14 protein-coding genes are annotated in these 15,180 nt (G+C 62.2%); 9 read left to right on the forward strand and 5 right to left on the reverse strand.

Annotated elements, in window-relative coordinates; all coding sequences use genetic code 11:
- Positions 1-80 precede the first annotated feature (80 nt).
- The 4 genes from BI327_RS07780 to BI327_RS07795 all read left to right on the forward strand — a co-directional run bounded on the left by BI327_RS07780 (position 81) and on the right by BI327_RS07795 (position 2,901).
- The gene (locus BI327_RS07780; protein ID WP_026192800.1) at positions 81-296 is read left to right on the forward strand and encodes a hypothetical protein; all 216 of its coding nucleotides are present in this window, start codon (positions 81-83) and stop codon (positions 294-296) included.
- A gap of 151 nt (positions 297-447) precedes the next feature.
- Positions 448-1,245 carry a transglycosylase SLT domain-containing protein gene (locus BI327_RS07785; protein WP_076859362.1) on the forward strand — a complete coding sequence of 266 codons (798 nt, stop codon included), beginning with the start codon at positions 448-450 and terminating at the stop codon, positions 1,243-1,245.
- 94 nt (positions 1,246-1,339) lie between these two features.
- On the forward strand, positions 1,340-2,254 hold the full coding sequence (locus tag BI327_RS07790; RefSeq protein ID WP_076860670.1) for a 2-dehydro-3-deoxygalactonokinase: 915 nt from the start codon (positions 1,340-1,342) through the stop codon (positions 2,252-2,254).
- 11 nt (positions 2,255-2,265) lie between these two features.
- Positions 2,266-2,901: a 2-dehydro-3-deoxy-6-phosphogalactonate aldolase gene (locus BI327_RS07795; protein WP_076859364.1), complete on the forward strand. Its 636-nt coding sequence runs from the start codon at positions 2,266-2,268 to the stop codon at positions 2,899-2,901.
- Here BI327_RS07795 and BI327_RS07800 read toward each other — a convergent pair.
- The 3 genes from BI327_RS07800 to BI327_RS07810 form a co-directional block, all read right to left on the reverse strand.
- Positions 2,898-4,859, reverse strand: coding sequence for an autotransporter domain-containing protein (locus tag BI327_RS07800; RefSeq protein ID WP_083741971.1), 1,962 nt, complete (start codon positions 4,857-4,859; stop codon positions 2,898-2,900). The two genes, BI327_RS07795 and BI327_RS07800, sit on opposite strands and share 4 nt — an antisense overlap.
- 120 nt (positions 4,860-4,979) lie before the next feature.
- Positions 4,980-5,855: a helix-turn-helix domain-containing protein gene (locus BI327_RS07805; protein WP_076859368.1), complete on the reverse strand. Its 876-nt coding sequence runs from the start codon at positions 5,853-5,855 to the stop codon at positions 4,980-4,982.
- Positions 5,856-6,153: 298 nt separating this feature from the next.
- A complete protein-coding gene (locus BI327_RS07810; RefSeq protein WP_076860671.1) occupies positions 6,154-6,459 on the reverse strand; it encodes a hypothetical protein in 306 nt (101 codons plus the stop codon).
- 219 nt (positions 6,460-6,678) lie between these two features.
- Between BI327_RS07810 and BI327_RS07815 the strand changes: the two genes are divergently transcribed.
- Together BI327_RS07815 and BI327_RS07820 are read left to right on the forward strand one after the other, a co-directional pair.
- Positions 6,679-7,092 (forward strand): SRPBCC family protein, encoded by a 414-nt coding sequence (locus tag BI327_RS07815; protein ID WP_076859370.1) that lies wholly within the window; start codon positions 6,679-6,681, stop codon positions 7,090-7,092.
- Between the two features lie 20 nt (positions 7,093-7,112).
- Entirely contained in the window at positions 7,113-7,355 is a 243-nt protein-coding gene (locus BI327_RS07820; RefSeq protein ID WP_083741972.1) for a YdeI/OmpD-associated family protein, read from the forward strand.
- Positions 7,356-7,410: 55 nt separating this feature from the next.
- On the opposite strand, the gene BI327_RS07825 is transcribed toward BI327_RS07820, so the two are convergent.
- Positions 7,411-7,752 (reverse strand): OapC/ArvC family zinc-ribbon domain-containing protein, encoded by a 342-nt coding sequence (locus BI327_RS07825; RefSeq protein ID WP_347337663.1) that lies wholly within the window; start codon positions 7,750-7,752, stop codon positions 7,411-7,413.
- A gap of 694 nt (positions 7,753-8,446) precedes the next feature.
- A complete protein-coding gene (locus BI327_RS07830; protein ID WP_083741973.1) occupies positions 8,447-8,917 on the reverse strand; it encodes a DUF992 domain-containing protein in 471 nt (156 codons plus the stop codon).
- A 902-nt stretch (positions 8,918-9,819) separates the two neighbouring features.
- Here BI327_RS07830 and BI327_RS07840 point away from each other — a divergent pair.
- The 3 genes from BI327_RS07840 (at position 9,820) to BI327_RS07860 (ending at position 15,123) form a co-directional block, all read left to right on the forward strand.
- The gene (locus BI327_RS07840) at positions 9,820-11,145 is read left to right on the forward strand and encodes a TAXI family TRAP transporter solute-binding subunit (RefSeq protein WP_076859375.1); all 1,326 of its coding nucleotides are present in this window, start codon (positions 9,820-9,822) and stop codon (positions 11,143-11,145) included.
- Between the two features lie 970 nt (positions 11,146-12,115).
- Complete coding sequence (locus BI327_RS07850; protein WP_076859381.1) at positions 12,116-12,733, forward strand: hypothetical protein; 618 nt, start codon at positions 12,116-12,118, stop codon at positions 12,731-12,733.
- A 1,400-nt stretch (positions 12,734-14,133) separates the two neighbouring features.
- Entirely contained in the window at positions 14,134-15,123 is a 990-nt protein-coding gene (locus BI327_RS07860; RefSeq protein ID WP_083741974.1) for a Bug family tripartite tricarboxylate transporter substrate binding protein, read from the forward strand.
- Positions 15,124-15,180 lie beyond the last annotated feature (57 nt).

The following is a 15,180-nucleotide window of genomic DNA, read 5'->3' on the forward strand; positions in this document are numbered from 1 at the left end:
TCCGGATAAGGTCGCAATTGAAACCGGAATTTAACCTAACCCATCAAGGTTACTGAGGTTTACGCGTGGCAGGAGGCCTTATGCGCAAGGTCGCCATTTTGAGTGCCGCAGCATTTTTACTGTCCGGCTGCTGGTCCGACCCCGAGGTCACGGGATCGACCAACAGCTGTGCGGCCAATCTCTATAGTCAGTACAATCCCAAGGTCATGGATCAGTGCGTCAACGCCTGCATCAAATGTGACCGCGGCAACGTAACGACCTGCACGACCTCCTGTACGCTGAAGGGCGCGCGGTAATCGATCCGCGCATCCTCAGTTGTGAGCGGGGCCTGAACGGGCGGGCTGCGCTATTGCCGGTCGCGGCCGCGCCATCAAAACTTAACTGCGCGGGTCTAACAAGCTGCCCATGGCGCTTGGGGGATCCTCGGAGGGATGGCGGCGGCACGCGATGCGGATCGGCATCGCGGCGGCGCTGACGGCCGCCTCCACCACGTTCTGCGCCGGCGCGGAACCGGCGGCGTTAGCCGACGATGCGGACGCGCGTGATCCTGCGCCGATCGAGCCGCCGGCTGTGGCGGGCGCGCAGGCCTATCCGGCGCGCGCGGCGATGCGCGCGCTGATCGCAAAGGAGACCGCCGGCAGCGGCCTGCCGGCCGATGTCGCCGAGGCCGTCATGTTCGTCGAGAGCCGCTACGATTCCAGCGTGATCGGCAGCGTCGGCGAGATCGGCGCGATGCAGGTGCGCCCGGAGACCGCGGCGATGCTCGGCTTTCGCGGCAGCAATGCCGAGCTGGCTCGGCCCGAGGTCAACATCCACTACGGCGTGATCTATCTGGCGAAAGCCTGGCGGCTGGCGCAAGGCGATCTGTGCCGCGCATTGATGAAATACCGTGCCGGCCATGGCGAGGAAACCATGACGCCGCGCTCGGTGATCTACTGCAACCGCGCCCGCAACCGCCTGGTCGCGATGAACTCGCCGTTTGCCGGGCAGGGCGTCGCCGCGCTCCCGGCGGCCGAGGCCGTGGCCGCGCCGGTCGTGCGCAGTCCGGCGGTGACACCGCTCAGCACCGGTATCAGGCCGACGAAGGCGCCGCCCGCATTGCCGGCCCGGCCGGCCAGCGTCTACGCCACCTACCGGCAGGGCACGGAAGCCGCCAGCCGCGCGTATTGGGCCGCGCACGAGGCAAGGGTTCGTGCCATCAAGGCCAGGATCGAAGCGAAATGGCACCGCGTTGCGTCGCGATAATCGGGCGCCTTGCGCGCCGCGATGAACGCCTTTATCGCGTCTTTGCAACGGCGCCATCGTCGCGCCGGCAACCGGAAGCGTGGAACAGGGCGCGATGAGCGGATCTTCCTATGTCGCGGTCGATTGGGGCACCAGCAGCTTCCGGCTCTGGCAGATGAATGCCGGCGGCCAGGTGCTCGGCGAACGCCGCAGCGACCAAGGCATGACCGTGGCTGCCAAGACCGGCTTTGCGTCCGTGCTGCAATCGCATCTCGACGCGCTGGGGGGGCCGGCCGATCTGCCGGTCGTGATCTGCGGCATGGCGGGCGCACGGCAGGGCTGGGTCGAGGCCGGCTATCTCGATACGCCCGCGCATCTCTCCGACATCCTCAGCGCCGCTGTCGTGGTCAGCGGGCAGCCGCGCGATATCCGCATCCTGCCCGGGATCGCGCAGCGCGATGCCGCCGCGCCCGATGTGATGCGCGGCGAGGAAACCCAATTGCTCGGCGCGCTCGGTCTCGACGCAGCCCGTGAGGCCCTTGTCTGCATGCCGGGAACGCATTCCAAATGGGTGCGCGTGCGCGGTGGAATGGTCGAAGGCTTTGCGACGTTCATGACCGGAGAGCTGTTCAGCGCGGTCGTGCGCGACACCATCCTGTCGCACGCCGTCGCCGAGGCGGACGAGGCGGTCGATGCCGATGCGTTCGGCGCGGCCGTCGCGGAAGCCTTCGCGGCGCCGGCGCTATCAGCCAATCTGCTGTTTCGGGTGCGCGCGCGGCAGCTGCTGTTCGCAGGCAGTGCGCAGGCCGCGCGTGAGACGATCTCGGGCACCTTGATCGGCGTCGAGCTGGCGGCGGGGCTTGCGGAGCGGGAGCACGCAACGCCGGTGACGCTGATCGCGTCGGGCCGGCTGCAGCGGCTCTATCAGATTGCACTCGAACGGCTTTCGATTCCGTTCAATGTCATGGATGCGGAGGAGGCGGTTCGCCGTGGCCTCGCCAGCGCCGCGACGGCGATCTGGAAAAATTGAGGGATCAACGCATGAGCATTGCATTTCCGCCGATGAAGCGCCCGCTGGTCGCGATCCTGCGCGGCGTCAAGCCGGAAGAGACTTCCGATATCATCAGCGCGCTGATCGAGGCGGGGCTGACCGCGATCGAGATTCCGCTCAACTCGCCGGAGCCGTTCCGTTCGATCGAGATCGCGGCGAAGCGCGCGCCCGCCGATGTGCTGATCGGCGCCGGCACGGTGCTGTCTGTTGTTGACGTCGATCGTCTCCATGACGCCGGTGGCCGCCTCATGGTGTCGCCGAATGTCGATGCCGACGTGCTGGCCCGCGCGCGGGACCATGCGATGGTGACGATGCCCGGCGTGTTCTCGCCGACGGAAGCGCTGCTCGCCGCGCGCGCGGGCGCGTCGAGCCTGAAATTCTTTCCGGCGAGCGTGCTCGGCGCTTCCGGCATCACTGCGATCCGTGCGGTGCTGCCGCCGGACGTGATGATCGCCGCAGTCGGCGGCGTCTCGGAGCAGAATTTCGCCGAGTATGTGAAGGCCGGCATTCGCGCCTTCGGTCTCGGCAGCAGCCTGTACAAGCCGGGCATCACGGCCGCGGACGTTGCCGTCCGCGCCAAGGTCACGATCGAGGCGTATGACAGGGCGCTGCAAGCCGCAAGCTAATGTGCTGCGAACGCGATCTTCAGCTGCCCGTTTACAGCAAAGTCGTTGCCGCCTTCTCGTGCAAAGGTGGTCGCTCCATTGACCGACAAGCCGATTCGATCGCTGATTTGTGTGCTGATGCCGCCAGCGACCTTGCCGTAAGTAACCTGTCCAGACCCAGGCACGAACGAGTAGATCGGAAGAAGAGGGGCTTGGGATTCAATCGAGAGCAACGTGCGATTTCCGTTCTTGAAGTCGTGCTCGGCCGTAATATTCAGGTACGGGCTAACGACGGTTGAGCCGACATCAAGCGGAACGCGGAACTGCACGCCGGCACTTGCAGCGAGCGATTCCAGGTTTGGTTGAGAAACCGAGAAAGTCAGCAAAGGATCGCCGGTTTCTGTGTAGGGGTGAATGCTCGATCTGGCATAGTTTATGCCGACGACCGGTCCCATCCTCACCGACGCAACGTCGAATAGATAGCCGCTCTTGAAGCCGGCAGTGAAGCTATTCCCGTCGGTTCTTCCATTGATTTTGTCGATGATGCCCACGCGATCGGTTTGGTAGTCGTTACGGCCATATGTAACTACGAAGTCGGAGAACCATGCAGGGAAATCCAGCGAAGCATACGCTCCGAATTGAAAGGCATTCAAGTTGATATGACCCGCTGCGTGATTCAAGTCCGCCGTCGGGTTGGCGTAGTTGAATGCGCCGCCAACGCGCAGGGTTCGATCGATCTTGTACTCGGCGCCGACGGTGCCGCCGACCATCTCGTAGCTATATCCTGTGGCGCCGAAGCGGTCGTCGCGCTTGCCGGCTGCGTAATCACCGGACACGTAGACCGAAAAAGGCTGCTCCTGGTAAGACATGGGCAAACGGCCCGTCGCGGCAGCCTTTTGATTTGCTCCCGGATCGGCAGTGCCCATTGTTGCGAAAGCAGACCGGCTGCTGCTTTGCCCAAACCCGCGATAGCTATCGAGTCTCTGGAAGATTGAGCCGGAAAAATTGTTGATGGCGATTTGGCTGAGATCGGCCTGCGCGGCAATTGTATCCGGTGCATTGACGAGGTTCGCCATGTACTGCGCTAGAATCTCATAGCCTCTGGCCGTTGGGTGAACTCCCCCGGGATCGAACAGGCTCGGTGTCTGCGCGTTGACGTATTCGTAGGAACGAAGGCCATACGCTGCGAGATTGTTCTTCGCCTGCCGCATCACGCCGGTGATGTCGACCAGGAAAATACGGACACCTGATTGCGCCAGTGGTGCGAGTCCGCTTTGCAAGCCCTGATAGTAAAGTTGGCTGTAGAGCGCCGATGAGCTCGGAATAGGGGTCGCCGCTACCAGAGGCAACAAGCTGATGTCCGTAAAGCCCCCGATCATGAAGTTGCGCGCTCCGGCGGAAGCCATCTGCTGCACGGCCGAAACCGTCGTGGCTGTGGCTTGTGTCGCCAAGGCGCTGGCTTGGGCCGGCACGAAACCCGTTCCATCGGGGCCCAGCCCGATCGCCTTGAAGACCACTCCGCTGGGCAAGAGCGCATCATTTCCTCCGATATTGACTGCAACCAATTCGTTGGGTCCGAACGGCGCTCCATTCCAACGGGCCAACTCGTAGGGAAAGCTCAACGCTGGTCCCTGAACATTGAGTTGCTGTGTCGTGGCTCCCCCGATCGCGTAGTTGGACACTTGCGAATTCGAGATGCCAAGCAAGCTCTGCAAATAGTACGGAAACGTGATGTTGGTGGCCGAAGGCGCTGCTCCCTGCGAAGGATAGAGCGCCAGGTTCTGGACGTTCGCCAAGGAATTTGCACTGCTGGCGGCATAGCTGTCACCGAACACTGTCATCCGGTCATAGCGCTGTTGGGCTTGGGCTCCTGATACCAGTGTCATGAGGCCTGAAAGTGCCAGGCCCCAGATGACGCCTGCTTGGGTTTTCCTCCCCGAGCGTCCTTGTCGAGAACTTCCCGCGAATCGAATTCTCATTGCGTTTTCTCCCCCAACTCAGCCGCTTATGGGCTGCTTTGGGAGGGGTACTACGCAAGATCAGCCTGAGCGGCTTTCAAAACGGCCACTCGTGTTCAATCGGGACATGAACTTGTCGCTTCAGTCCGGTTTTTTCTGACCGTTGCGAAAATGCGACGGTGGGGCTCCGAGCACTTTGCGAAATGCGCTTGCCATGTGGTTGCGATCAGAGAATCCCGATGACCACGCTACGTGGTCGTACGAAAGCGAAGTTGTCGAGACAAGATGCTGGGCGTGCTCCACACGAGTTCGGACGATGTACTGGTGCGGGGACAATCCCATCGTTGAGCGGAATGATCTCGACAAATGGCGAATGCTGACATCAGCTAGCTTCGCCAGGCTCTCCAGATGCAGAGGTTCGGATAGTTGAGCCTGAATATAATCTTTGATCATCACCATCTTTCGCGACGATATGGTCGGCGTACGGCGGTCACGAATCTCCATTTTCCCAAGCTCGACCGGATGTGCGAGGGCAATCATAGCATTGATGATTGCTTCTCCGAGCGTGGGTCCGCTTGGACTGCTTGCCTTCACGTCCTCGAGGAGCGCTTGCAGCAAATGAGCGATCGGCAGAGACGAGCGAACCCTGCGAAGATTGGTTGAGGCAACGCCTGGACTATATTTTACGTCCAGAACGCCTTCGATGAGCGATGGGACAATGAATACATTGGTGCTCCGAGTCGGCTTGCCACAAGCGCCGCGGTAGATTTCGTCTGGAATGTTCGCGAAAATGCCGTTGGCGAGATCAACTGCGCTCGGACGAAAGACATTCGCGAGATGTCTCGTCAGGCTCATAATACATAGAGAACCATGAGATACCTCGAACGAGAAATCGTCGTTCGTTTGTACGTGTGTGAGACCTGCACCTTGCCACGTGTGGATGCTTGTGTACTTGAACGAAATTGGGCGCGACGTTTCGAATTTGGTGTTGAGGAGTTTGGTCGCCATCTCGTTCATGCTGCGCTCCACGGAATGCGATACCTCTTTGATTGGCGACGTCCCAACAGCGATCTGGGGACGATACGCTCGTTTCGATTATTCTGACAGCCGTTTGAGGAGGCGACCGGGAAGCTCGGCGCAGTTGGTCATGTTCGGTTTGTCCGGTCGACCTTTTTCAAGGCGACAACGAGGGGCTTGCTGTCGCATGAAAACCACGAACCCCCGATCCTCCCAAAGACGGGGCGGTTATCCCTGCCGGTCGGCGTTGCGACAGCCGCTTCGCTGGAAAACGCTCCGGATCGCGGTTCGGCCGCAGCTAATCGTCCCGCTTGCCGCCGTCGATCACTCTGAACAGCGGCGCCGCCTCCCTGGGATTCTCAAGCAGTTCCTCGACCATCGCGATCGCGGCGGCGACGTATTTCCCGGTCGCGGCGTCCAGCGGACGCTCGGCTTCGTCCGATAGCGCGAGCTTGGCGCCTTCGAGCAATTGGCGGGTGCGCACGGCGGACTCGTCACCGGCGGTGAGGGCGGCACGCGCAATCGAGCGCAGCACGAACAACTCGCCTTCCAGCCGCAGCAGGCGGTCGTTCAGCTTGCTCAAGACAGTGTTCAGGTTCCGCATGACGTCCTCTCCGGGCATTGAACCCGTCTTCCATACACGGTCATTCCTGACGAAATTCTTGTGGCGGTCGCACACCATCTGGTTCGTTGCGTGGCGACCCGGGGCTCCCCATGTTCCCGGCGGCCATTGGTGGATCGCTGCGAACCGCCCGGTTAGAGTGATCCGCGGCGGGGGCGCGCGGGCCGACCTGCCTATCTCTGCAAGGACGAGGGAGTGCACATGAAGATTGCCGTCGAAACCACCATTGCTGCCCCGATCGCGGATGTCTGGCGTGCCTACACCACGCCTGACGACATCAAGCAGTGGAATGCGGCGTCTGACGATTGGCACACCACTGCTGCGACCGTCGACCTGCGCGCCGGCGGCGCCTTCTCGTCGCGGATGGAGGCCAAGGACGGCAGCATGGGGTTCGATTTCGCCGGCACCTACACCAAGGTCGAGGAACCCCGGCTGCTCGAATATTCGTTCGGCGATCGTACCGCGCAGGTCGCATTCACGCCGGAGGCCAGCGGCGTCAAGGTGCAGGTTTCCTTCGACAGCGAGGATACCCATTCGGTCGAGCAACAGCGCGGCGGCTGGCAGGCGATCCTGGATAATTTCAGGCGCTATGTCGAAGCGGAGCGGCGATCCTGATCAGGCGACCGGAGGACGGCGTGACGTTGAAGCGGTCCCGCGCGGCAATGCCGGCAAGGCTGCGTCGCGAACTCGATGCCCTAGGCCTGATGGAAGCGTTCAAGCAGCGCCCGCCGTATCAGCGCAACGACTATCTGCACTGGATCGACCGCAGCGTGCGAGCCGCAACGAAGCGCAAGCGGATCGACCAGATGCTCGCGGAATTGAAGGCAGGCGGGATTTACATGGGAATGGCGCATCGGCCGAGTAAGCGTGCACGGTGAGAATCCCGCGGCATGATCACCGAGCGCCGAGTCCGGCAGCCGGCCCCGCCAAAACTCAATCGCCGTCCTCTTCTTCAGACTGCCGCGCGTTCGATGCCGAGCGGCCGCCATACTGCCGCGAAACGCCTGCGGTCGTTCTCGGGCTGGCGCCCTCGCTCTCACGCAGCTCTTTCCGGGCGCGCCGCGCCGTTCGCATCGCGCGCTTGATGTTTGAATCGTGCGAATCCTCGTCGAAGAAAAGCACGATCTCGCAGCTTGGGCACTGGCGGGAATAGCCGTTCTGCAGCCGCTTGGCGCGATCGCGAAAGACGTTCTTGCAGCGTGTGCAACGGACTTGGACGGAGTCTTCCATATCGATCCCGGAATATCGACGAACAAATATCGACGAACGATGCAAGCACCCACAATCGCTTTGAGGAAGCAATTCCAGATTAAGAAATCACAAAGCATTGCGCCGAAGATCGCTGCGAGAATTGGAACCCGCACCGCGTCCGGAGCCTCAACCGCCATCGGAACTTTGTTCACGCACGGAGAACTACGGATCGTTTCGTGCGCTGAATGATAAAGAACGGGGCGCGATTTCGGAGCAGACCGCGAACTTCAAAAAGAGAGGCCTCAGCGCGTGGGCCACGCTGAGGCCAAGTTGACACTTTGGTCGTGAGGCACCGTCACCGGCGCCTCGGTGCTTAACCTACCCTCGTTTCTCTCCGGCTAAATGGCCCATTTGGGCCATGATCGCTGGCGGCGGACATGCGACTTGGACTCATCAGGATGTTGCACCACCTGGGGCCAGAGCCAACGCCGTCCGCATGTATTTCAGGCGGACGGCGTTGTGCATTCAGCGCACGGAATATCGTGCCGGCCTATCTGCAGCTCGACGCGCGCTGGGGCTGGATGGTCCGGCGGCGTGATAGCCAATTTGGGACATGCGCCGTTGGCACAAAGTGTGCAGACTTCGAGCTGTCAGGATTTTGCATCACCTTCCTGGGGCTAGAGCCAACGCCGTCCGCATGTATTTCAAGCGGGCGGCGTTGTGCTTTTCGGCGACCGCGCGGGAGTTCCCGCAGCCACCAGCAGGCGGCACTTTGGGATCAGTGATCCGCCGGCCGAAGCAGGAGGTTATCGATCTTCACGGGCGGAGTTGAGGACGCGTTCTGCTGATCCAACGGATGCAGCGTGATCGGCGCATTGGCGCCGCCGACCAGAACATTGGGGCCGGCGCCGCCGGCATGGCTATAGCCCCCGACGAGGTCGTCGCTTGCAAGCCACGGCACCGGCGCCATCACCTTCCAGGTCACGGCGACGTCTTGCTCGCCGATGAAGACGTCGAGGTTGCGAATGGCTGCGACGTAGCGGCTGTCCGGCGCGCTATCGGCATGCAGCACGCAATCCAGATTGGTCACCGGCCCCAGAATGAAGCCGGTGTCGGGCCCACCGTGACACTCGAGCGTTCCGGCCTGCACCTGCTGTGCATTGGCGTTCGCGACGGGTGTGAGGAGACCGGCCACGGCACACACGGCAGAGACGATCGAATGACCCAACGTACGCATGGTGCCGTACAACGCGCATGGGGACGCAATCGGCGCACCACCGCGCGCGCGGCCTGCGCTTGTGGTTAAGGGAGGCTTAGAATTTGGGTTTGGTTGCTGCCAAGAGAAACGCGGATCGTCCTGGGACTTCGCTCCGGGCCGTCCGGACAACGACGTTGCGCTTGTCCCGAAAAACTACGCCGCCGGGCTCGAAATGTATTGTCCCGGCGGCGCCCTGTTCCAATCTGGGCCCGCAATCCCAGTGATGTTTTGTCTGCAAGACCGGCGCCAAGGTTCGAAGGCACCGGAATCATACGGGCGCTAGCGTCTGGCGATGGATTGGTGTTGGTCGCCAACCGTCTTGTGCCCCGGCGGAGGCCCAATCGTCGCCCAGACCACCGCCGCGATCACGATGGCGGTCAGGATTGCCCCGGCCAGGGGCTGATCATTGTCCACGCTCCCGCCCGATCAGCTATGGTGCTCCAGCTTCCGCATCTCCTGCAGGCGAGCCAGGCAAAAATCCCGATACAATTCGTTGATGAAATCCCACATGACCGAATCCCCTTTGGTCCAATGTTGGGACGCTATGCCGCCTTTGTTTCCGGCCGGCTTCGCGGCTTCCGGAAAATGGTTTCGTTCGGGGGAGCGCGCCGAACCGGATCGTCCGGGTTCGAGAGCTGCGCGATCAAGTCGCGGACAGACGGCAGCAGGAACATCGATATTGTCGCCGGTTGCGCGTCTGGTATCGTGGCGTCGACCGCGCAGTCTTTCCTCTAGCCGGTCGACGACGACACTATCGCGCGCCAATTCCCGGGGCATCGAGGGGATGGAGGTCAGCCATTATCGTCGCGAAATCCAGATACGCCCGGCCAGCGCGCCGGCCGAGCGCGACCAGAGCCTTGTTGGCCGGCGGCGAGCCGGTCGAGTAACGCGCCGTGGATCCGGGCAGGCTGCCGAGGTCATTTCGCATCGCCCTGGTGGCCGGCCTTGTCCTGTTGGCAGGGGGCGCCGGCTTGCTGGCCTATCGCTGGTACACGCGGCCAACGACCCTGACGATTGCCGTGGGTTCGCTGGATGGCGAGGCGGGCAGGCTGGTCTCGGCGATCGCCGCAAAGCTCGCGCAGTCGAATGCCCCGGTCCGGCTCAGCCTGACCCAGACCCCGGGACCGCTTGAGTCCGCCAATGCATTCGCTTCCGGAAAGGTCGACCTTGCCGTCGTGCGCGGCGATGTCGGCGATCTTTCTCAGGCTCAGGCCGTCATCATACTGGCCCACGCCACCGTATTGCTGATCGCGCCGCCCGGCGCCGCGATATCCGACGTGGCGGAGCTGAAGCGCGCCACGATCGGCGTGATCGGCGCCGAGGCCGATCAGAAGCTGATCAAGGTGCTGACCGACGAATACGACCTGACGCGGGCAGGCGTGACGTTCAAGCCGCTTGCGCCGGCGGACGCGCGCCGGGCGCTCGACAGCAAGGATGTACGGGCGATCCTGGTCGTTATGCCCCTGACCGAAAAGTATCTGGCGCTGCTGCGCAACGTGTTTCCGCACAGCGGACGAGCCGGTCCGGTGTTGATCGCGATCGAGTCCGCCGGGGCGATCGCCGAACGGGAGCGTGCCTATGAGAGCTTCGACGTGCCGAAGGGCACCTTGCGCGGCTCGCCGCCAATTCCTGCCGACGACGTGACGACGCTCCGGACGTCGTTCTACCTGGTGGCACAGAAGAAGCTTGGAAATGACGTGATCGGTGATCTGACGCAGTCGATCATGAGCGCGCGCCGGGGCCTGCTGGCCGAATTGCCCGCGCTCTCCCAGATCGCGACGCCCGATACCGATGCGGGCGCCTACATCCCCGTGCACCCCGGGGCGGCCGCCGTCTATGACGGGACTCGCGAGAGTTTTCTCGACCAGTGGGGCAACGCGATCTTCCTGGCGCCGATGATCGCGGGCGGGCTCGCGTCCTTGCTTGCGGCCGCGTGGAAGTTCCTCCGCCCGCTCGAGACGCAGTCCCGCCAGGAGGCGCTCGACGCGCTCTATGCGCTGGGACCCCGGATCAGGCAAGCGGAACGCGCGGCTGACCTCGACGAGATCGAGCGCGAGATCGATCAGGTGCTTCGCACGCAGCGCAGCCAGCCGGTTGCAGATGAAGGGGCGGAGCGCGCGGTCACGGCGGCGAACGTTGCCGCCCACCGGCTCGAAAACCTGATCCACGACCGCCGCGTCCACCTCGCTTCGCAGCAGGTGAGGCATCCCGCAAGCTGAGCCCGCGAATGAACTGGCGATCCCGGCAGGAGCGCCACAAGCAAATCAATTCAAGAACTTAGACTGGATAACAGCGTTAAGCGCGCTTGCCGCCGTTAAAGGGCTTTCGCGATGGGTGGCTAACGGAGGCGGGCTCAATGCAGGCGCCTCCTGAGCCAGAAACGCGAAGGGCCGCCTCGGCAAAGGCAGCCCCAAATCGCAACTCGAAGTCTCGCACTTCTAGTGCTACCACCTTCGACCCTTCTCTGCAATCCGAGCCCGGGATAGCGGTCGCACAGGCCCGGCACCTTCGGCGCCGATTTGCCTTGGAAGGGCCAATCGCGGGCGTGATCGCCGAGCTTGCGTTCCACGTAGGAGCGCCGCGGTGAGGGCGCATTTCCGAACAGGACGACGAGGGCCGGGCAGGGCGCGAGCCGAGACGAAGTCTCGCGCTTCGTCACGGACCGTTGTCGCGGGCTGCTGTCAGGAGTTCTCGCGCGATCACGTTTCCGTGCTCCACGGACAAACCCCCGGAAATCCGTAAACGAAGCCCCAAGCAGCTGCCGGCAAGGCTCGGCTCTCCCGAGCAACTTACAAACGGAGGTCGACAATGGATGATCGCAAACTTCTCAGACGACGCGATGCCTCTGCGTATCTGCTGGCAAACTTTGGCATTGCCCGCTCAGTGCAAACGCTCGCGCATTATGCGTCTTACGGAGTCGGTCCGGAATTCCAGTACCTGCATCGAATTCCTGTTTACACGGCTGCGTCGCTCGACAAGTGGGTCGCATCAACGCTCTCAAAGCCCACCAGATCTACCTCTGAAGCACCTTCGCCTGCACACCACAGTGCACCAGCACTTCCGAGTTGAGCGACAAACGAAAACGCCCCCGGGTGACGAGTCCGGAGGCGCTCTGGAATTTTTACGACTCTCTCCTGGCCTCTACACCTTGAGAGAGCATCACATTCACAATTCGACAGGGATCGAAGTATGAACGGCTTATCTTTGACAGAAGCGGCTTCCGAGCGCAAGGAAAATCTAACCTCCCATAAAGCTACCAGGACGGAAGCGCGAAGTGCCGACGACTTCGATTGGGACGACACTGTCGTCACGGTGATCCCGGAACAGCCGCAGACCGCGGTCTATACGAATGCCGACGGCCAGGTCGTTGTGCGCCAGCATTGCTGGCCCGACGGCGATGATTTGGTGCTCATTAGCCCGTCCTACGCGATCATGGTTGCTCTCGCGATCCTGCGTGCCGCGGGGCACAACGATGTCGAATTCGTCCGCGCCTGCGGTGGTGGCGGATACGAAGATGTCGAGGTACCGGAACTACCGCAACGGCGGTCTGTCGAAAAACTGACGGCAGCCCGTCCGGACATCGATTGGGGGAAGGTCAACGCAGACTTCAACAAGTTTGAGTCCGGTCCGAAGGATCCGAAGGCGGCTGAACGGCAACGGCGTAGGCGAGAAAAGCTCCGTGACAGTCACGGCAAGAGCGTGACAGCCGAGCGCGACACCGTGACATCAGCCGTGACACCGTGCGCTCTGCCGATCGCACCCAGGGTCCTCAAGGAGGAAGTCAAGAATTTGGCGCTCGCGCGCTGATCGAACAACACGCGTTCGGTCGGTCGCGCACTGATTGTGGTGCTCGGTGGTCCCGCCACAAACGGCAACGTAGATCAACCGTCCGCTAGTGACGGGTTTTGATTCTGGCTTTCCCCGTCGCCGGCCAAATGCCGCCGATAAACGACAGCACGGTGCCGGCGCCTTCCCACCGGCAGGTTGTCGATCACTTGGATCGACTAGTTCGGGCCTCGAGGCGAGCATATCGAGGCGAAGTTACCCGGCGGGAACTTTATCGGACGACCAGGCAGAAAGCGCCTGGAGGTGGCACCTCAAGTTCGAATTTCCGACCGCGCTTAGGACGCCATGCCGAAGCGATAACTGCGCCCGCGCTTCAATGCGCGTAACCCCCCGCACCTCGGGACATCCGGGGAGGGAGACCGTCTGGCCCACATCACGGGCAGCGCAGCTAAACCGGGTGAGGAAGCTGGTGCTCTCAAGCTCAGACCCCGCAGTCTGGGCGTTTCTCCTGAGGGAGGGAGGGTAGCGGAAAGGAAACCCGTGTCCGGACCCGAGAGAGGCCAACTGGGGCGACCAAACGACCAGACTGCCAGACCAAACTGCCCAGTGAGTGGGGGCTCAGGCCCCAGGATTGTTAGCCCTGATCGACAATCCGAACGTAGCCCCGAATCTGTTCGCGATAACCACGCCCGTTGAGGGCCCGCAAGCGTACCGGTGACCACCCCAACTCGGCCATCAGGCTCGCTAGGTGCCGGTATGTCTCGGTAGTGCGTTTGCGCTGTGGGACCTCGAGTAGGTCGAGCAGGGTTTGCGTGGAAACACGCTCCAGACCATCGAAGCCGGTCTTCCCTTGCACGCGCTCCAGGCGCGGCAGCCAAGGATCTTGGTGCAACACCGCTGCGGCGCTTCGGTCGGCGGCGCTCCTCATTCGACTAGCGAAAGACATGTGGATCTTTTCGATTCAGTTTCAGCCTGATTTTTGATGAACATCTGTCTCACGCTGCATTGCTGCGATACCCTTAATGGGTCGCGGCAATTCTCGGGCACATCGTGACGACCCAGGGCGCTTGAGGCGTGCATGATGCGCTCGAATGGGACAGGATGGGCCAGGGCCAAGGCACGTTTGCGGCCTACAGGCATCCGCGCGGCGGCGGCGGGCGGTCCTCGGATTCCCGGGCGCGGGGACACCTTGTCTGTCCAGGCAGCCTTATCCGGGCACGATTATGCCGCCGCCGTCGAAAGGGCGCTCACCCCACGCGCGCGAGTTATCGCCAGCATCATCGCGCGTTCGTGCAGTCCTCCTTTGCCGGCGCATTGTCACGTCCGAGGGGGTAATACCAATCCCCTGAGGTGGTGATCCCCTTCGGGTATTCCCAAATCCGATGGTCGATGATTCAACATGGTAACTGGAGGGAGTTGCCATGGGCCTGCCGGTGCGCAATCGAATGAAACGGCGCACCTTCATCGCAGGCTCGTTCGCACTGCTTGCCGCGCCGGGCATCGTGCGGGCGCAAGCCTATCCGGCGCGACCAGTGCGTATGATCGTTCCGTTCGGGCCAGGAGGGAACGCCGACGTTTTCGGCCGGATCATCGCTCAGAAATTATCCGAGGAGTTTGGAGAGCCGTTCTACGTCGAGAACGTCAGTGGCGCAGGCGGCAACATCGGGGTTGGCCGAGCGGCGCAGGCGGCGCCCGACGGATATACTACTCTAGTTTCTCCACCCAGCTTCGTGATCAATCCCGCGCTGTACGATAAGGTCCCCTACAATGCCCGCACCTCCTTTGACGCGGTAACTCTCGCGGTCAGCACGACCGTTGTGCTCGCGGTCCATCCCTCTGTGCCGGCGCAGACGCTCGGGGAGCTGATTGCTCTCATCAGAAGCGATGCCAGCAAATACAACTATGCGACAGCAGGGGTGGGATCGCCCGGACATATCGTAGGCGAAATGCTGCGCCAGTCGCTGAGCCTCGACCTTGTGCATATTCCCTACAACAGCGCGGGTCTGGCGATCGGCTCGACCGTTGCGGGCCACACGACGATTTGCCTTGCCGCACCAGCGCCAATTGTGCCGCAGGTCAAGGACGGCAACCTGCGCGCGCTGGCGGTGGCATACAAGAGACGGTTGCGGGCGCTCGCCGACGTGCCGACAACGGCAGAGGCCGGTTATCCGGACATCGAGTTTGATAACTGGTTCGGCGTGTTTGTCCCGGCCGGCACCCGTGAGGATATCATTGCGGCCCTCAACCGCGATATCGTCAAAAGCATGACGCTTCCGGACGTAGAGGCACGCTTGCTGATGCTTGGTTTCGAACCGGTTGGGAGCACGCCGACGGCGTTCAGCAAACAGGTGGAAATCGAACTCGAAAAATGGGCCAAGATCATTCGGGCAGCGAACATCAAGTCCGAGTGAGGGGGTCTTCGTCCCTGCGTCGTCCTGGGCCTAACTCGGACAGGTAGCGCTTACCTT

The organism is Bradyrhizobium mercantei (assembly GCF_001982635.1).
In the GTDB taxonomy this organism is placed as follows: Bacteria; Pseudomonadota; Alphaproteobacteria; order Rhizobiales; family Xanthobacteraceae; genus Bradyrhizobium; species Bradyrhizobium mercantei.

Excerpts from the sequence above, each read along its gene's own strand:
- BI327_RS07800 (WP_083741971.1), bottom strand. The coding sequence starts at position 4,859 with ATGAGAATTCGATTCGCGGGAAGTTCTCGACAAGGACGCTCGGGGAGG.
- BI327_RS07860 (WP_083741974.1), top strand. The coding sequence starts at position 14,134 with ATGGGCCTGCCGGTGCGCAATCGAATGAAACGGCGCACCTTCATCGCA.
- BI327_RS07815 (WP_076859370.1), top strand. The coding sequence starts at position 6,679 with ATGAAGATTGCCGTCGAAACCACCATTGCTGCCCCGATCGCGGATGTC.
- BI327_RS07780 (WP_026192800.1), top strand. The coding sequence starts at position 81 with ATGCGCAAGGTCGCCATTTTGAGTGCCGCAGCATTTTTACTGTCCGGC.
- BI327_RS07850 (WP_076859381.1), top strand. The coding sequence starts at position 12,116 with ATGAACGGCTTATCTTTGACAGAAGCGGCTTCCGAGCGCAAGGAAAAT.
- BI327_RS07810 (WP_076860671.1), bottom strand. The coding sequence starts at position 6,459 with ATGCGGAACCTGAACACTGTCTTGAGCAAGCTGAACGACCGCCTGCTG.
- BI327_RS07805 (WP_076859368.1), bottom strand. The coding sequence starts at position 5,855 with ATGAACGAGATGGCGACCAAACTCCTCAACACCAAATTCGAAACGTCG.
- BI327_RS07785 (WP_076859362.1), top strand. The coding sequence starts at position 448 with ATGCGGATCGGCATCGCGGCGGCGCTGACGGCCGCCTCCACCACGTTC.
- BI327_RS07795 (WP_076859364.1), top strand. The coding sequence starts at position 2,266 with ATGAGCATTGCATTTCCGCCGATGAAGCGCCCGCTGGTCGCGATCCTG.
- BI327_RS07790 (WP_076860670.1), top strand. The coding sequence starts at position 1,340 with ATGAGCGGATCTTCCTATGTCGCGGTCGATTGGGGCACCAGCAGCTTC.